We start from the raw sequence: 20,493 nt of genomic DNA on the forward strand, positions 1-20,493 counted from the left end.
TGAACTGACTTCACCTATAACAAAAGGAGAACAACGCTTATGTCCAAGAAAGGATTACTTCGCGGTTATGTTGTGTCGAACTGGCCTGTTTATCTGGTTGCTGTTCTTCTGATTATTGCCTCCAATGTCGGGCAAGCATCCTTGCCCCGCATACTCGGCAGCTTCACGGATCAGTTGATGCAGAACACGCTTCAGATGCAGACGGTCGTAAGGTACAGCCTGTCCCTTCTAGCTATTGCCATCGGGTATAATCTGCTGTTCGGTACCGGGCAATTCATGATTATGAAGCTCGGTCGACGCTTCGAATTCATGACGCGTGAGCGTATATTCAGTAAGTTTTCCGAACTTAGCGAACATTATTTCTCCAAACAGGGGAACGGAAAACTCCTCAGTTATGTCATGAATGACGTTACTTCCGTACGTGAAGCGATATCCAATGGTGTGACACTCATGACCAATGCCACCTTCCTGCTGTTGTCCTGCATTGTCATGATGCTACTTAGCGGGATTCCGTTGACGCTCATTTTAATCAGTGTTGTCCCTTTGCTGGCGATCCCATTTCTGGTCGTGTTTTTTGGTCCGCGGATTCGCAAGCGCTCTCGCGACGTGCAGGAAGCTCTTGCAACCATGACGGAATCGGCGGAAGAGCAGCTGGGTGGCATTCGCGTAACCAAGACGTTTGCCATCGAAGACAGTGCTCGTGCACGCTTTGGAACCACCGTCGATGAGATCAAGAGCAAACAGCTTCGACTCGTTCGTCTGTCTTCGTTGTTTCAAGCATTGCTCCCGCTGCTGGGAGCCATCTCATTGGTCGTTTCTCTGCTTGTCGGAGGTATTATGACCATGCAGAATTCTATTACACTCGGGAGTTTTGTCGCCTTAACCTTATATCTGCGCATTATTATGGGACCGCTTCAACAGATCGGCAATGTTATTAATACCGTTCAGCGCTCAGGCGCATCACTGGAGCGGGTGAATGACCTGCTCAGCGAAGTAGCAGATGTACGTGAACTTCCTGAAGCCACAGCGCTCCAAACCGTACAAGATATCACCATGGAGAATCTAACCTTCTCCTATCCTGGCAGTTCATCTCCTGCTCTCCAAAACATTCAACTCAATATCCGTGCCGGGCGAACGGTCGGTATTGTAGGCAAGACCGGCTCAGGTAAAAGTACCCTCATTAAGCTATTGCTGCGTACATATGAACCACCTGAAGGAACGATTCGCATCAATGGTACCGATATTCGGCAGTTGTCGCTGGAAAGTCTAAGATCGCGCATCGCCTATGTCCCTCAGGATGGATTCCTGTTTAGTACCACCATCCGAGATAACATCGCATTTAGCGACCGAGAAGTATCGCTGGATACAGTGGAACATAGTGCACGGCAAGCCATGATCTATGATAATATTGTCCGTTTTCCTGATCGCTTTGATACACTGCTTGGCGAACGTGGACTCACCTTGTCTGGTGGACAGCGTCAGCGAACCAGTCTTGCAAGAGGACTGATCAAACAAGCACAGTTACTTATTCTGGATGACAGCATGAGCGCGGTTGATGCTGTCACCGAGAGTGGTATTCTGCGTAGCCTGCGTGAGATCGGCAAGGGCAAGACTACATTAATTATCTCTCATCGCATCAGCGCGGTCCGTCATGCGGACGATATTATCGTTCTGGATGAAGGGCGAGTCGCTGAACAGGGAACACATGCGCAGTTGATGGCTGCCAAGGGGTTATATGCGGCCACCTACCGTTTGCAGGAGGAGGGATTACACCATGTCTAACACTAACGCTGAACTTCACCCAGATGCAGAGGCCGATCAGAGTAAACGAACTTCGTTTAAGGCAATGATGGCATACGCCAAACCGCATAAATGGGCTTTTGCCGGTATCTTTTTCTGCTCACTGCTTGGCATATCGGCAGATCTGCTGCAACCCTATCTGGTGAAGATCGCCATCGATGATCATCTGGCCGTGGGCCAGACCAGTGTGGGCTTTCTCGTTCAGCTCGCAGCCATCTTTCTTGGGCTGGCTGTCATCAGTTTTATTTTCACCTATATCCAGAATAATCTGTTGCAGCATGTGGGTCAGAACATTGTATCCCGGATCAGAAAGGACCTGTTCAAGCATATCTCCAAGATGTCCATGTCCTTCTTTGACCGTTTTCATATCGGCAGTCTGGTCACAAACGTATCCAGTGATACGGAGACCATCAGCAGCTTTTTCACTCAAGTACTGCTCAGTCTGATTCGGGATGGTATGATGCTGGTGCTCATTATCGTCTTTATGTTCCAACTTGATCCTGTGCTGGCGAGTTACTCACTGATCGTTCTGCCTGTCATTGCGGTGGTTGCGGTATTATTCCGTAGTCGACTGCGAAAAGCTTATCAAAATGCCCGTACGCGTCTTTCCCGTCTGATCGCATTTACGGCGGAGAACCTGTCCGGTATGTTTCTGATTCAGGCTTTTCACCAAGAGGAAGAACAGAAGAAACGTTTCTCGGAACAGAACGCACTTCACCTGAAAGCCAACATTGCTCAAGCCCGCTCCAATGTTATCTTCAACCGGACGTTTGATATCCTTGGCAATGCGGCACTGGTTATGATGGTCTGGCTTGGAGGTCGCGCCGTACTGGGTGAGTCCCTGCAAGTCGGGGTATTGTATGCGTTTATCAGCTATATTCGTCAGTTCTTTCAACCGATTAACCAGATTACGATGCAATGGAATACATTCCAGTCCACGACCGTATCGATGGATCGCATCTGGAACATTCTGAATACACGGCCTGAAGTTGCCGATCCCAAACCCGTGATGGCCTCCTCGCTGGAACCACAAAATGTGATGGGCCAGATTGATTTTAACGATGTGTCGTTTGGTTATCGGGCAGACCGGCCCTTGATCCAACAGATGAACCTGCACCTCTATCCGGGTGAAATGGTAGGTATTGTAGGCACAACAGGCGCTGGCAAAAGCACACTGATCTCCCTGCTCAATCGCTTCTATGATGTAGACAAGGGCAGTATCGAGATTGATGGTACTGATATCCGGCATCTGCCGCAGGCTAAGCTTCATCGGATCGTGGGTCTGATTCAACAGGAACCTTTCCTGTTCTCCGGTTCCATTATTGATAATGTGAGGATGTTTCGTGAGGATATTACGCGAGAGCAGGCGATTGAGGCCTGCCGGTTTGTCGGAGCACATGCGATGATTTCACGTTTGCCTCACGGATATGATACACATCTATCCGAACGCGGAAGCGGACTATCCGCTGGGGAGCGGCAGTTGATTTCATTTGCCCGAATCGTGGTGTTCCAGCCCCGAGTACTCATCCTGGATGAGGCAACCGCCAATCTGGACTCACACACGGAACAGCTTGTGCAGCAGGCGTTGGAATCGGTATCCCAGGGACGCACCACCATTGTCATTGCTCATCGCCTGTCCACAGTGATGCATGCCGATCGAATTCTGGTGATGGAAAATGGTGAGATTGTGGAGGAAGGACCGCACCAGGAACTAATCGCAGCCAACGGTGTATATGCAGACTTGTACACCCATGCGCGTGATGCAGGTAAAAATTCAGCTATATCAGGGTAATGAACCTGAGTTATAGTAAATACAGAACGTTGAACATGCCGCTCTGCTCATGCAGGCGGCACGTTTGGCATATCGATCAGCATTGTTAATTAGGAGGAACATCTATGCAACAACCCGAAACACCCAAGCGTGACCATCAGCAGATTCGTTACCAACGCAGCACAGCTCTATGGAAGGGAAGTTTATGCTTCCTGTTCCTTCTCTTGTGCGTGAGCTTATTATGGATCATCGTGGACGGACAAGCCGAAAGACTGGAGACCATATACTATTCCATTGCAGCCGTGCTGGGTATGTGGTTGATCGGACCGCTGTTCTTCATGTTTGTGTCACGACTAACCAGAACCCCTGCCGTGTTGTTATCCTGGGATGATGATGCGTTAAGCACGGGCAAACGTAAGATTGCTTGGAGCCAGATTCGCAAAGTCGAACTCGCCTCACCTGCCCGCAGCAAGTGGCTCCTGTCCGCTTCTCCCATGTTTGTCCTGTACTTAAAAGACGGCACACGGTCTCATATTCAGACAGATCATCTGCTGAGCAAAAAAGAGCTGAACCAGGCGGTGTCCTTACTTCAGGAGACTTTGCTGGAACAGCAACAGGATCGTTGAGTACCGGGATGGATGAGGACAAGCTCCCCACACATCACTGTGATTTCTCTACACCTATGGACAGGCTGACTTTGTAATTGCCGTAAGGCAACAACGCTTCAAGCAGTTGGCCAAGCTGCTCTGTGGTGCCAGTCTGCACTCTCATCAGATAACAGCCTTCTCCACTGACGCGATGGACTTCAACGATGTCCTCACGTTCAGCAATGAATGTACGAAAGGCGGCATGTCTGTCGCCGGAGTTCAAGAAAACTGTGACAAAGGCCTGTAGACCAAGGCCAAGGCGTTCCGGGTTCCATTTTACCGTATACCCTTCAATCACACCCAGATCTTGCAGCTTGCGCACTCTTGCACCAACGGCCTGTCCCGTGAGATGAACCTCTTCACCGATCTCTTTGTGAGAACGTTTGGCATCCTGAATCAGAATCTGCAAAATACGTATATCCGTGTCATCTATCATTTCATTCATCTTGCTTCAGCAATCCTTTCACGGTGAAATTAGCGTGGCCTAATTCCATTCATCATGTTATGTACGCCGTTAAACAGGTTGTATACCATATAGGGTAATACTATTAAACAACTCGAAGGAGTGCAAATATAATGAAAATTCAATTGATTCGCAATGCTACACTGTGGCTGGAATACGGAGGGCTGAACATTCTCGTTGATCCGATGCTGATGGACGCCGAAGTCATGCCCGCTTTTCCAAACACACCGAATGAGCTACGTAATCCAAGAGTGAGTTTGCCCGAAACCGAAACGGATTATCTGAATCCGGATCTGTTGATTGTGACACACACCCATGTGGACCACTGGGACGAAGCCGCGGCAAAACAACTTGGCAAAGACATTCCCCTGATCTGCCAGCCTGGGGACGAGAATGTATTTCTGGGTGCCGGATTCACGAATGTAACAGCTGTAGATAAAAAACATGAGCATCACTCTGTCCGATTCGCCCGCACATCCGGGCATCATGGCACAGGTGAAATCGGTGAACGTATGGGCAAGGTGTCCGGCTTCGTACTTGAAGCAGATGGAGAACCTGTCACCTATATTGCGGGGGATACCATCTGGTGTGAAGAACCTGCTGAGGCCATCCGCCAATATATGCCTGAAGTCATTGTCGTGAATGCCGGAGGTGCACGCTTCGTAGAGGGTGATCCCATTACGATGGACGGGCCTGACGTTGTCGCCGTGAAGCTCCATGCGCCATCTGCTCATGTCATCGCTGTGCACATGGATGCGATTAACCATTGTGTGATGTCTCGTACGGATTTTGCGACTTATCTGGCATCCGAGCAGATGGATGGTCAGGTGCTCATCCCACGTGACGGCGAAAGTTTTGAGTTTTGAATTGGAGCGGAAGCTACGCTGAATCAAAGCGGAAGAGAAATAAACTTTTCACACAGGTGGGTGGAGTGTAACGAACTCAGCACACGTTATTAGTCTGTTTTTGGATACTCTAATATTCTAACGAATCCTAGACACCTTATTTCCGCTCTGGGAATGCTTTTACCGAGATTCATCCATCATTTTGCCAGGATAACGTGTCTCCGATTCGTTAAATTTCTACTATAACGATAGTCGGCACAATAAGGTGTCCTAGATTCGTTAGCGCGTATGCACAGGACCATGCACTTCATTTTCAACACACGCCGTTACCTAACTTATATGCTATCTTGTCTGCCACATCATTACTCATGCCTCCCATGCATTCCTTTTCCCTATAAAATACAACGAAAAAAAAGCTGGATGCGATGAACTCGCACCCAGCTTTTTTAATTGAAGGAACACGCTAATCCGCTGTTCACTGGCTTCCCTCTCAGGCATCAAGCCTGCCATTGCGCTCCCACGTGTCCCATCCCTTTATGCTAATCCATTACTGGACTTTCAAACGGATTACGTTCCATGATGCTTTCGCCAAACTCGCCGTAATCAGAGTATCAGATACAACTGCACCCCCGCGATTATGAGGAGCAACGCGGTTTGGTTGTGCTGCCGTATTAGATGCTTTGAGATCATCACTTTCCAGCACGATATGCTCGATCACGGTACACTTCCCGAAGCTGCGCAGGTCCACTTCGAGCGGAAGGGATTCTTCCAGATGACGGTTGACTGCGAATACAGTCACTTCACCCTGCTCTTCGTTATGAACCGCAATAGCTTCCAGATAAGGAACATCTGTGATTTGTTTTGTATCGTATTTTGGAGAATGGATCAATGGCACCAATGCTGTTCCACGTCCGAAGAGAGACGTATGCATGAATGGATAGAAGATCGTCTGTCTCCATGAACCACCGCCCGTATCTGTCATGATCGGCGCAATTACGTTAACGAGTTGTGCCAGACAAGCCATTTTAACCCGATCCGCATGTTTGAGCATACTGATCAACATACAACCAACAAGCAGTGCATCCTCGTGGTTATAGATATCCTCCAGCTGTGGCGGAGCAATCTGCCAAGGGTCCATCTTCGAATCATTTTCATTGGAGTGATACCATACATTCCACTCATCAAAGGACAGATACATCGTCTTTTTGCTACGTTTCTTCGCTTTGATATAATCACAAGTCGCCTTCACGGTATCGATAAAACGATCCATTTCAAGTGAGCGTGCCAGGAACGTTGGCGTATCTTGCTCTTGATTGCCGTAGTATTGATGCAAGGACAGATACTCCACGTGATCATACGTATGATCCAGCACCGTTGCTTCCCATTCCGGGAACGATGGCATATTCAGATTCGAACTTCCGCAGGCTACCAGCTCAATCGTCGGGTCCGTCCACTTCATGACTTTTGCCGCTTCAACGGCTAACCGTCCATACTCTTCTGCCGTTTTGTGACCAATCTGCCAAGGACCATCCATCTCGTTGCCCAGACACCATGTTTTGATCGCATGTGGCTGCTTGTATCCATGCTTGATGCGAAGATCACTATAGTACGAACCTTCCGGATGGTTGCTGTACTCCACAATGTTGCGAGCTGCATCCGTACCCCGTGTTCCCAGATTGACCGCCATCATCACTTCAGAATTAGCCTGTTTTGCCCAGTCCACGAATTCGTTGAAGCCAAATTCATTCGTCTCAATCGTTCTCCAGGCCAGTTCCAGTCTGCGTTTGCGTTCTGACACAGGTCCAACCGAATCTTCCCAATTGTAACCGGATACAAAATTACCTCCAGGATAACGTACAATCGGTACATTCAACTCCTTGACCATCTCCAGCACATCCGTGCGGAAACCCTGTTCGTTCGCTGATGGATGCCCTGGCTCATAAATCCCTCCATAGACGGCACGTCCCAGATGCTCAATAAATGATCCGTACAAGCGCTTATCCACTACACCAATAGTAAAATCTTTATCAACCGTCATTTTTGCTTTTTCCATAATGAATTTCAACTCCCTAAGATTAATATAAAAATTAATTGATATTCTATGGATCAACGTTCATATTTATATTAAAATCGATTATAGCCTTAATTTCAACCTGAATTTTGCAAAATGTTATTCTTTTTACTGAATTTATGTTTAACTTAATTCTATACAGATAAAATGGAGGAACAACTGTGATCAGAGCAAATACCGATGCCGAATGGCTACCCCTATATGAAGCACTTGCCAGTGAAGTCCGTCTACAGATCATCCGCCTTGTTGCAGAGACTCCGATGAATGTGAAAGACCTTGCTGCTTCACTGGGTCTGAGTAGTGCCATCGTGACCATGCATGTCCGCAAACTTCAGGATGTGGGCATTATTCAGTCCAAAATGATACGCAAAGACGGCGGCACACATAAAATGAACAGCCTTGCTGTAGACTGGATTGGCATCTCCATGCCGCAGGAAAGCGGGACAGCCCGCAAGCTTCACGAGGTTTCCGTCCCTGTGGGACACTATACTCACTTTGACGTCTATCCGACATGTGGTCTGGCTACATCCAATCATGTTATCGGACAGTATGATGACCCTCGTTATTTTCTCGACCCCGAGCGGATGCATGCGCATATTCTGTGGTTTGGCCGTGGATTTGTGGAGTACAAAATTCCAAACTATATTTTATCCGGACAGCAGATCAATGCCATTGAACTGGCCCTCGAGATCGGATCAGAAGCCCCTTCGGTGAATCCAAATTGGCCCTCGGATATTACATTCATGCTGAATGGCATCCGATTAGGGGAATGGACAAGCCCTGGAGATTCAGGCAACGGACGTGGCATGTTCACCCCGGAATGGTGGAGTGACAGTGTCAATCAGTACGGCATGCTCAAGGTACTGCGAATTACCAATGAGGGTACGTTTATTGATGGACAACATCTATCCGACATTACACTCGCAGATATCCCGGTCGAACGCAACCAATGGACTCTTCGTCTTTCGGTGGAGGAAGATGCTCAGCATGTGGGCGGGCTTACCTTATATGGCGAGGGATTCGGCAACTACAATCAGGATATCCTGTTCCGGCTGTACTATCACGATTGAGTTCTTCAAAATAATAAATAACACCAAAACACCTCCCAGTCGCCTGTCAAAGGCAGAATGGGAGGTGTTTTGTATGCATATGAACATGCGTAGGTTATTTAAGAAAGTTCTTGTTCTAACTTACAGCGCACTGCCACCAAACAGGAAGCGATACTCCCAGTGTTTGCCGGAGATATCACTAGTTGTTACACCACCGCCAGCGTTGGAATACGTATGTAATACCTTGCCGTTGCCCAGGTAAATCCCTGTGTGCGTAATGGTTGCGCTAGATTTATTCACGCCCGAATACGATGATGCAGAGCTGCCTTTATACGACATGAAATACATCAGATCGCCGCGTTTCAGGTTTTTCCAGTTCGTCTGAACTGTACCCTTGGCTTTTACATAGTCTCCCTGTTTGCGGGAATCCGCTGGAAGCTTGATGCCCAGTGCATCAATGAAGGCCTGGCGTACAAAGCTGGAACAGTCAAAAGTAGCTGTGCTGTTACGACTGGCTCCGAACTCATAAGGTGTTCCCAAATATTTCATTCCCGCTGCAATCACTTTTTCTACAGATGCATTGCCGGTCACCGATGTACCACTATTCGAACCCGATCCGCTTGTGCCGCCACTAATCGCTTGTGTGTATTTGGATGAAGAAGATATGTAGCCTGTCCGGTTAGCAGAATCCTTAATCTTATACCAATCCGAACCGGATTGCTGAAGCACCGTTACCGTTTCCCCTTTAGCGACCAAGCGAACAATCTTCGCAGAAGAAGAAGGTGTTGTGCGTAAGTTTACGCCCCAAATTACTTTTACTTGTGAATTGTTAACAGCAGCTGCCGATACCTGTGCCGTTAGTGCTCCTGTCGTCAGACTTCCCATCAGCATCGTTGCTGTGACACTTGCCGTAATAATCGTTTTTTTCCAGTTCATGATGTCGAGTTCCCCCTGATGTTACAGAATTTTAACCTGGCTTGGTTCTCCCGGGCTTGCCCCATTGTAAACGGGCTCTCCATAACGTTCATCAGTCAAAAGTCCTGTATTGATATAGGCGAACTTGAGCACTAAGTATCAGGGTGCGTCCATAATCTACTGGAAAAATTCACTGCTGATCCCTTCTTTTTGAAAGGTTAAATTATTGTAACTATTTGATATGCTTCATTTTACCGCGATAAAAGAGTTAGGTCGTTTCTCATTCAGGCTATATGCCATATGACCTAGATTTTAATGTTTAAAATCGCAAATTTGGTAAACATTACTATGATTCATTTGCCGATTACCGTTCACCGAATTCACATTTTTGCCTCCAGCCCCAATACGGATCGATTTATCAGCAGTGTCCGTTTGATTATTTCGTATTTCATTTATGCTTTCCATAAAAAAAGAAAAGCCAGGGATTTCTCCCCGGCTTAACCTGTATGATGAGTAACATCACTCTACAATCGGTCGATCAACTCATTTAAGGTTCAATTCCCCATACCTTGGCGCCATCCTGATAAGCTGTCACTTTTGTCCAGGCACTGAAGGCCGATTGGGTGGAATCAAAGGAATAATCATTCGTTTGATCAAAATTCGTCCAGTTGTTTTTCGAGAAACGTCCCTGGATGATTCCGGTTTCGGCACCCGCGGCCAAACTGCCAGCACCTGCTTTGAATTCAATCTCCAGATACGTATCTGCCGTGCCCTTGGCCGGATCTATCGAAACAAAATGCCCTTCCACGTTACCACTGCCAATCTGCGCATAATCACACCAGAAACTCAGATCAGCGGCACTATCCTTGGTGAAATAATACCGGACCTTCACTTTGCTCAAGTCCACAGCAGTTGTACCTGTATTCTTCACATTAAATTGTGGAGTAATCGCATTGACCGAAGCCCCTGAACTACCATTACGGTATTGTACTTCAAGCGTTCCTGTTGTAACTGGAGGTGCCAATGGGGTCAACACCAATACATTTGAATTCGTCTGACCACTCGTATTAATGGCTACGACTCTATAATTATAAGCCGTACCATTCACCGCTGTAGCGTCGGTATACGTCAGTGCGGTCAAACCTGTTGCCAGATCAGCATATGCTCCGGTACCAACCGAACGTTGTACCTTATAACTCGCTGCTCCAGTTGATGCGGTCCATGTCAGTACCGCCTGGGCATTGCCAGCTGTTCCAGTAAGGTTGAATACGCCTGGCACAACGGTACCTGCGAGTGGTGTTGCAGATGCCTGTGTCGACGGTGCAGACTCACCTACGGCATTCACCGCAGTGATGACATAATAATACGTTGTGCCGTTGGTCAAGCCTGTATCCGTGAATGTCGATCCTGTGACCCCTGTCGCTACAGACGTATAAGGACCACCATTCACCGCTGCACGTTTCACAGTATACGAGGCTGCACCAGCGGCTGCGTTCCAATTCAGAATCACTTGCTCACTTCCTCCAGTTGCTGTTACGCCAGCAGGAGCATCGGGTACTTCCACTTCCGGACTATCCGAATCTCCGAGGAGACGATCATACTCGCCGTACGCTGTAGCCATATCCACTTGTGACCAGAACCGGTGATACGTAAAGGTAGGTGCGCCGTTTTCCCACTGTTTCGTGGTTGTGTTATATGACGTTTTGTACAGATTATCCAGGTAAGCCCATGCCGGATCTTGCTTGATGGCTGGACGCAGATCGGAGTATCCAATGTATACGCCATTGCCACCTTTCGCCGGATCGGAAGGTACACCTGCTGTACCTGGAATCGTATTGCCTTGACCAAAGGTTCCAGACCAGTTCGCTGGGATATAGATCTCTTTGGCAAAGAAGCGGAAGTAGTCTTTACGTTCTTCTTCCGTAACAATCCCCACACCATCATTGTAATCCCAAGCTGTATCCAGCAAAGCCTCAGCCAAATCCTTGGCTTCTTGGCCTTCCGCGCTAAGTGTACCGTTCTCTGCCTGTGTTCCGGCTGCGAAGAAGGTCAGAGCTTTAACGTAACTTCCCAGAACTCCTGTGTCCTGCACTGGATCTTTGGTCGTTACACGGAAGTTCGGATTTTCCGTAAACGAACTGAATCCATTCCACTTGTCCGGTTGACCCTGCCATTCCTGACCACCCGGAATCCAGAACTCTCCCGGCGCCGGCGTTGTTGCTACCTGAACATTAGTTCCTCCCAAAATGCGCTGTCCAGCCGAATTCAGATAATACCCTTGCGCATCCGTCACCGGACGCTCACCTACAAATACATAATCCTTACTCCAGTCGATCCACTTCGTGATTACCTTCTTGGCCATCTGGAAGTTCTCAGAGGTCAAATCCCCGCTCTCCGCAAGAATATAGTACATCTCGGCTACACGCTCCAGCGGCCATGCCTGGAATCCAAACCAGGTGTTGGAATCCGGATCACGATATACAGGCGCCTCCTGATATGCCATGTCATAGAATGTACTTACCCCTGCTGGATAAGCTTTGTATGAACCATCCAGACTGTTCGTTGCTCCCCCGCCGATGGCTCCTTCATGGGATTGTAGCCAAGTGTAGAATTCCAACTGACGTTTCAACGTCGCATTCCAATCTGCCTTCGCTGTAGCTGATTCCGGAATCAAGCCGCCAGCCGGGTCAGACAAGGCATACGCTGCAACCGGGTTTTGATAAGCCTGATGGGTATGGCTCGCTCCAATGCGCCAAGCCCAATCCCCACCTTGACCCAAGCCACCTCCCCAAGACGTATACCAAGCCATGAGATACATGTTGGAATCCTTGCCTGTACCCGGAGTTGGTGTACCGCTCTTTGCACTCCCAATTTTCTGGAAGTATTTATCATACATGCCGTAGCGCAGATAGTCCCCCATCTTCTTCGCTTTATCCAGATATTCCGGATTGTTGTATCCCATCTCCTTCGCCCAATACAGCACCTGTACTGCACGTGCATCCGCATCCGTTGCGTTTGTATAACGCCATTGCGCTGACGGTACCTGAGTTTCCTTTGTGAACAAGCTCATGAAGCCTTCGTTTGCCTTACCAAAAGATTTATCATCCTGAGATGGATGCGGAATGGCTTCCCACACAGACTCCTGCTCCCCACGCTGGAACGTGTTCACATAGGTAGCCGTATGTGATGGATTCAACAGGTTTCCATATCCATACCAGTCATCCACATCGACCAGCCAGTGCATGAGATAAGTCTGATTGTCACCATAGGTCGCCTTAAGTTCGGCATCAATCGGGTCTTTACCCGCTGCATATTGACCATTAAGTGGCGATGGATATTGATCAGGAAAAGGTTTTTCCGCTGCATACGTAGCAGGGCTGTTCGGATTGTACGAGCTCATCGTAGGCTGTTCTTCCTTGCCGTCACCTTCGTTGACCGGGATAATGTATTTCTCCATACTGTCCCAAGCTGCTTCCAGTTGGGACCAGTCTCCAGTGTAGTGACCATACATGGTTTCCAACCACAGCCAGTAACTGTATGCCTCTGACGTCGTCATATGACCATAATCCGGGGCCTCACTCAACAGGGTCTCAATGGAATGATACGGTAGACCCTCTGGCGAAAAATATCCGTTCGCCGGATCTTTCAACTGATCATATAATTGCAAAAACCGGGCTTCATTAATGCCGTCTGCCTGAATCTCGATGGCCTGATCTGCGGCATGTGCTGTTTGCGGCCCTGCCCAGAGTCCGGTGTATCCGGTCAACATGACGGTTCCCGCCAGCATGGCTGTTAAACTTTTTTTCGCAGCTGATTTCAACATTAATATATACCTCCCTGGAATAGTGGAAATTGAATATAAGTGCTGTTGGTCTGCCCATGCTGCTATTCGGCCAATGATCTTGAGCTAGTTACGGCTCCAAGCCCCATACTTTGGTGTTTCCCTGATACCCTGTTACCTTGTTCCATACGGCAAAAGCCGTCTTGGAAGCATCATAGGAATAATCATTACTTTGATCGAAATTACTCCAGTTATTTTTGGAAAAGCGTGCTTGAATCACGCCGGTCTCTGCTCCAGCGGCCAAACTGCCTGCTCCAGGCTTAAAGCTAATCTCCAGATACGTATCTGCGGTACCCTTCGCCGGATTCACTGCGACAAATGTACCTTCAACATTGGCCGTGCCCATCTCGGCATAATCACACCAGAAGGTCATTTGATCCGCACCATCCTTGGTGAAATAATATCGGATCTTCACGGTACTGAGATCAATCGCCTGTGTTCCGGTATTCTTCACGTTGAACTGCGGAGTCGCCGCATTACTTGAATTCCCAGACCCTCCGCTGCGGTACTGCACTTCGAGTGTACCCGTCGTCACCGGAGGTGCAGAAGGCGTCAGTGCCAGGACATTGGACAGTGTCTGTCCGTTCGCATTCACAGCTGCAATCCGGTAATTGTACGTGGTGCCATTCAGCGCTGTTGTGTCGGTGTAAGTCAACACGGACAATCCGGTTGCCACATCTGCATATGTCCCGCCTGCCACCGAACGTTGTACCTTATAGCTAGTAGCGCCCGAGGCTGCTGTCCAGGTCAGGACCGACTGCGCATCACCAGCTGTCCCACTTAAAGTCAGCGCTCCTGGCACCGTCGAAGCTACTTGCGGGGTAGCCGACACCTGCACAGAACCCGATGATTCCCCTGCTGAATTCACAGCAGTCACTACATAATAATAAGCCGTCCCGTTGGTCAGTCCCGTGTTTGTGTAGGTCAATCCATTAACCCCTGTCGCAACAGTTGTATATGGTCCTCCACTCACCTCGGAACGCTTCACCGTATACGATTCGGCCCCGGATACAGCGGCCCAGGTCAGGTTAACCTGACTACTTCCCGCTACAGCCTGCACGCCAGCAGGTGCGCCTGGAACCGTGACTGGTGTAACACCAGGCTCCTGTCCATACACCTTCACCCCCGCATCATAGACTGGAAGGTATATGCTCTTCACAGGAGTGCCTGTGGTCAGCGTCTGGAACGAATGGTCATTGCTGGCATTCCATGCACCCTGTGGGCCTGTAATGCGGAACTGTACTTCTTTACGATAATTTCCTTCCCCACCTGGATAGATCTTGGTATTACCGAAGTTCGCCGTAATGGCATAGATATGCTGAGCTGCATTCACCACAACTGGTTGAGATACCGTCGCCCCCTCCGTATAGGAGGTTGTCACTTGCACGTCCGATACCGTACGTCCGGCAGCATACACTTCACTCAAATCCAGGAAATACTTAAAAGAAAGTTGATCTCCCATTCGGGCGGGCCAAGCGGAACGATTATTAAGCTGTGCCCTGATTTCCGTATAATTGGCACCTGATGATTTGATCGCAGCTTCCACAAAGAACTCATCTCCCTTCACCTCAGGTGCAGGGAAGTTCGCCAGGGGCTGATGATTCTGACCAAACAGCAAATTCATCTTTGCCAGTGCGCCGGTAAAACCAGCATTGTAATCGGTTGCGACCTCATTACTCACGTAATCCCCGATATCATCGGTATATCCATCCGATGCATCCGGGCCACCGACCATGGCACCATACAGAATGTGGCGATGGTTAGCCGGGATATCTTCGTTATTCAGCCATGAACTGTGAGCGGTCCGATGATGCGGATGTTGAGGTGCATTTTGCCCATATCCGACCACATAACTGCTCTGACGCGGATTATCGCCCAGAATATAATTCATCTGTGAGACAGCAAAATCCTGATATCTTGACTTTTTCACAGGATCACTGACCCAGTCGGAGTATACAAAAGAAATAAAGGATGCATTCGCTGCATATCGGAGCGATCCCCACTGATCCAACCACGCCAGACCTCCTGGCGTATACTTGACTCGTGTCCCATTGACTCCAACCGTCCAATAATCCAGATTGCGCTCAGTCGACTGAATAAATCTTGTCGCCTCCGGCATGTTCAAACTGGACGTAATACGGGCAAGCAGAATCTGGGCACCATAATGTTTACTGTCCCAACCTTGTGTCCAGGTATAGGGCCAATTGGCTGAGCCTCCGCTAGAAGACCACCGGTCCGTAGCTGCAATGGCTTTGGACAAGTAAGCGCTATCATTAGTAGCTAAATAAAGCCATGCGCCACCCCATGCCAACTCGTCTTCGTATCCTGTCCACGAATTATAAAACGCTGCAGCATCAGTGATACAATCGGTGTATTCCCCCCGATATGTATCTGCGAAGTTGTACAGCTCTTTCGCATGTTGAAGCAGTCTGGCCGAATATGCCGGATCATCATCTGCAAATACAATCGATGACGCTGCCAGCGCTGCAGCCGTTTCTGCCGCCAGATCACTGCCCGGGCATGAAGCATCAATCTTGAACGAAGGACGGTTCATCTGCATGACTTCTGCGGGTCCCCACCAGGCATGGTCGGTATTACCTGCCCCCACTTGTCCCCATAATTCATTTGGTTTCGTATGCGCTTTCATAAAATAGTCGGTCGCCCATCGGATATTATCCTTGATCTCCTCCAGTTGTCCGGCCTGTTCATATCCGTCACTGTATTCCACGACAGACCAGGCGAGCATCGTTGCGGAAGCAGCCATCGGAAAACCAAACTTCACGTGATCTCCGGCATCATACCATCCTCCGGTCAGATCAACACCTACATCAGCTCCATCCTGCATGCCCGAATTACCACGCCATTCGACCCGATTACTCGCTGGCAACGGACCCGAGCGCTGTGCCTCATAGAAGTAAATGGCCTTTTGTAGTGCTTCAGCATAGTTCTGATTTCCGGCGGCCGCATCCGCCTTACGAATTCCTGTGCCCATCGATAAACTCCCTGCCAGTAATCCTGCCGATAACGCGATCATAGCGACTCGTCTCCACCAGCTCCCCTTCATGTTCAACTATTCATCTCCTCTTCATCAATATTCCGTATGCATTACTCTGGACTGCAAGTTTATATCGCTCCTTCCCATGGTGTATTTCAGTGTAAGTTCCACCATTAATTACCATTATAGCCGTTTGTTTCACCAGCTATATAAGCGTTGGTGACTTCTGAAATAACATTGTTGTGACCTGCTCTGCGTCATGCGACAAAAAAAGCTGTTTCTCTAACGCATATGCGCGTTAGAGAAACAGCTTCTCGCCCTTGTTATCATCAACAGTACAAATCGAATGGCATTCTGACCATCCTGTCAGTATGTTTCTGTACACCTTAGATATCACAGAACATCTCTTAGTTACACTTTGAACTTGTTAATCTGCTCCTGCAGTTCTTCGGCCATTTTGGATAATGAACCTGCGGATGATGCAATCTCTTCCATCGAAGCCAACTGCTGCTGAGTTGCGGCAGATACATTATGAACCCCGCCCGCTGCCTCTCCAGCAATGTTGGAGATTTGACTTACATATCCTACAACCTCAGTTGTACTCGCCGACATTTCCTCTGAACCTGCAGATACTTCCTGGATTTCCCCCGCTACTTTGTTGACCGCATCCGAGATCTGCTCGAAGGCTTGTCCTGCCGCAGTAACCATCTCGATTCCGGCTTCTGTCTCACTGCTGTTCACTTTCACTGCCTGAACAGCATGATCCGTATCTTTCTGAATCAATTGAACGAGATCCGTAATTCTTTGCGCAGATGTAGAAGATTCCTCAGCCAACTTACGCACTTCTCCCGCAACTACGGCGAAACCACGTCCGTGCTCTCCTGCTCGTGCGGCTTCAATGGCTGCATTCAGTGCAAGCAGATTGGTCTGCCGGGCAATGTTGTTGATTACCTCGGTAATGGTTCCAATCTCTGCTGAACGTTCCCCCAGCCCTGTAACCAATTCAGTAAGCGAAGCAATGGAATTTCGAACAGAACCCATCTGTTCAACCGCTTGCTGAATAATCATATTTCCTTCGGAAGATTGATTCGCCGCATCTACAGCAGATACGGATACACTCTGAGCAAGCTCGGCAATCTGCTCTGATCCCAGAGCCATCTCATTCATCGCCTGTGAAGAGCGCTTCACAATATCAACTTGATCTGACGTGCCCACGGCCAGTTCCTCAACCGTTTCGGAAATCTGTTCCGAGGCTTGAGTATTTTGCTCTGCACTTGCAAGAAGCTCTTCCGATGAAGCCGCTACCTGTTCAGAAGTCATCGATACCGATTCAATCATGGAGCGCAAATTACCACTCATGGTATTGAAGGAAGCCGCCAGCGTTCCCAATTCGTCTTTGTTCTTAAGTACAATCGTCTCACCCGTCAGATCACCATTGGCAATAGCCATGGCCGCTTCATTCATCTTTTTGATTGGACGTGAGATGATGCTTGCAATGAAGAAGGCAATGAACACAGCTAGCAGGAATGCAAAAATCGTCACGGCCAAAATCACATTAAATGTATTCTCAGCCAACTCGACAGAATCATTCGTTGCTGCATCCGATCCTTTATTCCCAGATTCGATCAGCTTGGCAATCGTGTCGTTAGCTGTATACCACAATGGATAGGCTTCAGTGTGCAGTCTACTTGCTTCTTCATAGTTATTTGCAATACCGAATTCTATGAATGCAGGCATTTTCTCCACATAAGCATCATAATTCGTACTGAAATCATTGTAGAGCTTCATTGCTTCATCATTGCTCTCAATGAACGTTAGCAGCTGTTTACGCTCATCTTCAATCTTCGTGAGGAGCAACTTTAACGCTTCATTCACCTTGACGTTTTCTTCTTCGTCTTGTTCAACGATAATCGCCAACGCCAACCGCTCTACATCCGAAACATCACCATTTATCATACCTAGCAGGCTTACACTCGGCATCCAGGTCTGGTCCACATCATTGGCTTTACCAGACATATTATGGATCTGTATTAACGCATAAACGCTTACAACAATCAACAGAGCCACGACTATGAGAAAACCAGTCAGTAACTTGCCTCGAATCGTTAACTTCAATATCCCCAACTTATTCCCCCGCGTGTCTTCCATGTGTCCCACTCCTCAAAATAATACATATTTATAATATATCGTCACCTATCGTCATGAATTGTAGATGTTAGGATTCAATTTCTATAAATTTCATGTAACTTCGAACATAACACAAAAAAAGTCTCCCATCTTTGGCAGAACCAGAGATAAGAGACTTCTTTCAATAAACTACCAAAACTTCACTAGACATTACTTTCAAAAGCTAACGAAAAACACGACGGTGTATGTTAATGAAGAAGTCGGGAATCGACTTGGTATAATTGCGGGTTGTAATCAGAACCACACTAAGCAGACTTCCGAGAATGAATCCTCCCAGAATATCTCCTGGATAATGCACACCAACATATACACGCGACACCCCTGTCAACACAGCGAGTAACAACATCCATGACCCGAAGCGACGTCCAATAAAGAATGAAGCAGCCGCTAGAGCAAATACAAAGGAAGCATGTTTACTTGGAAAAGAAGGATCAGGTACATGGGCAACCAGCTGATGCACAGTCCCTTCCACAAAAGGTCTTGGATGACCGACCGCTGGTGATATCCCCCATTTGGCCAGAACTAGCGCTACAATGGAAGCCACACAGGCATAAAAAACAATTCGTTGTTTCGATGGATCGCCGAGAAACCATACGATAACGAGCAGTGCAATCATGACCCAAACCGCATACTCGGATGATGTGATCATAAACCAGTCCAGAAACGGTATTTGGTCTGCAAACTGATTAATCCAATTAAATAGTGATTGATTCATAACTGGCTTTTAATACCCCCATTACACAAAACAAGATTATTTTTTACATAATAAATATACACTAACTATTTGTCAAACATTCCTCACATTGACCGAAGTTACGAAATCAAAGAGGACATTTTGCTTTCTTTTTGTTAAACTAGTTTGGGTTACATATCAGTTCAATCATAGAAAGGTGAAGATTATGCTTAAAAAATGGTTATGGGGTACAGCCCTGACCCTGGCACTTGCGATTACAGGTGTCGTTGTATATTACGGATATTCGATTGTTCATTTTGCCAATAGCATCTCCACGGCTTCCGGGACTTCATCCAACTCGTCCTCTTCCGGCACAGACAGCGATTCAGACACACCAACAACAACGATTCCCAGATGGGAGGGCCAGGAACGAGTGAACATTCTGCTCCTTGGTGGAGACTCGAGAGGCGACGATGCAGGACGCTCAGACTCGGTCATGGTCGCTTCCATTGATCCGGTCACCAAGAAAGCCCATCTATTCTCCGTACTGCGTGATACCTATGTCGCCATTCCCGGGCATGGCAAAAGCAGACTTAATGCAGCCTTTTCCTACGGGGGTGCGGAGCTGACCAAACAAACCGTCAGTGATCTGCTCGGTATTCCCATTCAGCATTATGTCTACACAGACTTTACAGGTTTCATGGCACTTGTTGATGCGGTAGGCGGCATTGAGATCGATGTGGAGAAAGACATGTATTACACCAGTAAAGCAGATAAACATATGTACGACATTGACTTGAAAAAAGGATTGCAGCATATGGACGGCAAAACCGCCCTGCAATATGTTCGGTTCCGGCATGATGCCACATCGGATTTCACCCGTACCGAACGGCAGCGGATCTTCATGACCGAGCTGGCCAAGAAAATGCAGAGCACTACGTCGCTCTTCAAAATCCCTGATATCCTGGAAGCGATCGCTCCCTACATTGAGACGGACCTCAGTCCAACCCAGATGTTAAAACTCGCATCACTTGGCTTCGATATCCATGTGAACGATATCGATCAGCAGCAGATTCCACCGAACAAACTACTCACCAATGAACTCGTCGGCTCAGCTCAGGTGCTGGGTGTTGATGTAACCAAACTCCAGTCCTACATTCAGAAACTGTTTGAAGAAGATGCCGAGTCCTCAGAGACTCCATCATCAGAGGAACAGAACTAAAACAAGCATGAGAT

The 20,493-nt window shown here is 48.0% G+C and carries 13 protein-coding genes; 6 read left to right on the forward strand and 7 right to left on the reverse strand.

Translation table 11 applies throughout. The features are described from left to right. Positions 1-39: 39 nt before the first annotated feature. The 3 genes from AC1DE7_RS27565 (at position 40) to AC1DE7_RS27575 (ending at position 4,197) form a co-directional block, all read left to right on the forward strand. Positions 40-1,782 (forward strand): ABC transporter ATP-binding protein, encoded by a 1,743-nt coding sequence (locus AC1DE7_RS27565; protein WP_477535617.1) that lies wholly within the window; start codon positions 40-42, stop codon positions 1,780-1,782. Beyond that, positions 1,775-3,592 carry an ABC transporter ATP-binding protein gene (locus AC1DE7_RS27570; protein ID WP_477535618.1) on the forward strand — a complete coding sequence of 606 codons (1,818 nt, stop codon included), beginning with the start codon at positions 1,775-1,777 and terminating at the stop codon, positions 3,590-3,592. The genes AC1DE7_RS27565 and AC1DE7_RS27570 overlap by 8 nt, the downstream gene beginning before the upstream one ends. 104 nt (positions 3,593-3,696) lie before the next feature. After that, positions 3,697-4,197 carry a hypothetical protein gene (locus tag AC1DE7_RS27575; protein ID WP_340027279.1) on the forward strand — a complete coding sequence of 167 codons (501 nt, stop codon included), beginning with the start codon at positions 3,697-3,699 and terminating at the stop codon, positions 4,195-4,197. Positions 4,198-4,231: 34 nt separating this feature from the next. Here AC1DE7_RS27575 and AC1DE7_RS27580 read toward each other — a convergent pair whose 3' ends face one another. After that, on the reverse strand, positions 4,232-4,663 hold the full coding sequence (locus tag AC1DE7_RS27580) for an Lrp/AsnC family transcriptional regulator (RefSeq protein ID WP_036611514.1): 432 nt from the start codon (positions 4,661-4,663) through the stop codon (positions 4,232-4,234). 131 nt (positions 4,664-4,794) lie between these two features. Here AC1DE7_RS27580 and AC1DE7_RS27585 point away from each other — a divergent pair, with 131 nt between their 5' ends. Then, positions 4,795-5,547 (forward strand): MBL fold metallo-hydrolase, encoded by a 753-nt coding sequence (locus AC1DE7_RS27585; RefSeq protein ID WP_477535619.1) that lies wholly within the window; start codon positions 4,795-4,797, stop codon positions 5,545-5,547. Positions 5,548-6,073: 526 nt separating this feature from the next. Here AC1DE7_RS27585 and arfA read toward each other — a convergent pair. Continuing rightward, positions 6,074-7,579 carry an arabinosylfuranosidase ArfA gene (gene arfA, locus AC1DE7_RS27590; protein ID WP_477535620.1) on the reverse strand — a complete coding sequence of 502 codons (1,506 nt, stop codon included), beginning with the start codon at positions 7,577-7,579 and terminating at the stop codon, positions 6,074-6,076. A 182-nt stretch (positions 7,580-7,761) separates the two neighbouring features. On the opposite strand from arfA, the gene AC1DE7_RS27595 reads away from it, so the two are divergent. Continuing rightward, positions 7,762-8,667 carry an ArsR/SmtB family transcription factor gene (locus AC1DE7_RS27595; protein ID WP_036611621.1) on the forward strand — a complete coding sequence of 302 codons (906 nt, stop codon included), beginning with the start codon at positions 7,762-7,764 and terminating at the stop codon, positions 8,665-8,667. Between the two features lie 120 nt (positions 8,668-8,787). On the opposite strand, the gene AC1DE7_RS27600 is transcribed toward AC1DE7_RS27595, so the two are convergent. The 5 genes from AC1DE7_RS27600 to AC1DE7_RS27620 all read right to left on the reverse strand — a co-directional run bounded on the left by AC1DE7_RS27600 (position 8,788) and on the right by AC1DE7_RS27620 (position 19,299). Beyond that, entirely contained in the window at positions 8,788-9,582 is a 795-nt protein-coding gene (locus AC1DE7_RS27600; RefSeq protein ID WP_047841902.1) for a C40 family peptidase, read from the reverse strand. A gap of 526 nt (positions 9,583-10,108) precedes the next feature. Then, positions 10,109-13,384 (reverse strand): glycoside hydrolase family 48 protein, encoded by a 3,276-nt coding sequence (locus tag AC1DE7_RS27605; protein ID WP_315371322.1) that lies wholly within the window; start codon positions 13,382-13,384, stop codon positions 10,109-10,111. Between the two features lie 88 nt (positions 13,385-13,472). Beyond that, the gene (locus tag AC1DE7_RS27610; RefSeq protein ID WP_340984854.1) at positions 13,473-16,466 is read right to left on the reverse strand and encodes a glycoside hydrolase family 9 protein; all 2,994 of its coding nucleotides are present in this window, start codon (positions 16,464-16,466) and stop codon (positions 13,473-13,475) included. Between the two features lie 342 nt (positions 16,467-16,808). Further along, on the reverse strand, positions 16,809-18,545 hold the full coding sequence (locus AC1DE7_RS27615; protein WP_340983245.1) for a methyl-accepting chemotaxis protein: 1,737 nt from the start codon (positions 18,543-18,545) through the stop codon (positions 16,809-16,811). Positions 18,546-18,747: 202 nt separating this feature from the next. Next, positions 18,748-19,299: an undecaprenyl-diphosphatase gene (locus AC1DE7_RS27620; RefSeq protein WP_076251333.1), complete on the reverse strand. Its 552-nt coding sequence runs from the start codon at positions 19,297-19,299 to the stop codon at positions 18,748-18,750. Between the two features lie 184 nt (positions 19,300-19,483). Between AC1DE7_RS27620 and AC1DE7_RS27625 the strand changes: the two genes are divergently transcribed. Then, a complete protein-coding gene (locus AC1DE7_RS27625; RefSeq protein WP_340983247.1) occupies positions 19,484-20,479 on the forward strand; it encodes an LCP family protein in 996 nt (331 codons plus the stop codon). Positions 20,480-20,493: the final 14 nt, after the last annotated feature.

Source organism: Paenibacillus sp. 10L310 (assembly GCF_056395745.1).

Coding starts and splice junctions, on each gene's coding strand:
- AC1DE7_RS27625 (WP_340983247.1), top strand. CDS start 19,484: ATGCTTAAAAAATGGTTATGGGGTACAGCCCTGACCCTGGCACTTGCG.
- AC1DE7_RS27600 (WP_047841902.1), bottom strand. CDS start 9,582: ATGAACTGGAAAAAAACGATTATTACGGCAAGTGTCACAGCAACGATG.
- AC1DE7_RS27620 (WP_076251333.1), bottom strand. CDS start 19,299: ATGAATCAATCACTATTTAATTGGATTAATCAGTTTGCAGACCAAATA.
- AC1DE7_RS27585 (WP_477535619.1), top strand. CDS start 4,795: ATGAAAATTCAATTGATTCGCAATGCTACACTGTGGCTGGAATACGGA.
- arfA (WP_477535620.1), bottom strand. CDS start 7,579: ATGGAAAAAGCAAAAATGACGGTTGATAAAGATTTTACTATTGGTGTA.
- AC1DE7_RS27610 (WP_340984854.1), bottom strand. CDS start 16,466: ATGAAGGGGAGCTGGTGGAGACGAGTCGCTATGATCGCGTTATCGGCA.
- AC1DE7_RS27570 (WP_477535618.1), top strand. CDS start 1,775: ATGTCTAACACTAACGCTGAACTTCACCCAGATGCAGAGGCCGATCAG.
- AC1DE7_RS27580 (WP_036611514.1), bottom strand. CDS start 4,663: ATGAATGAAATGATAGATGACACGGATATACGTATTTTGCAGATTCTG.
- AC1DE7_RS27565 (WP_477535617.1), top strand. CDS start 40: ATGTCCAAGAAAGGATTACTTCGCGGTTATGTTGTGTCGAACTGGCCT.
- AC1DE7_RS27605 (WP_315371322.1), bottom strand. CDS start 13,384: ATGTTGAAATCAGCTGCGAAAAAAAGTTTAACAGCCATGCTGGCGGGA.
- AC1DE7_RS27575 (WP_340027279.1), top strand. CDS start 3,697: ATGCAACAACCCGAAACACCCAAGCGTGACCATCAGCAGATTCGTTAC.
- AC1DE7_RS27615 (WP_340983245.1), bottom strand. CDS start 18,545: ATGGAAGACACGCGGGGGAATAAGTTGGGGATATTGAAGTTAACGATT.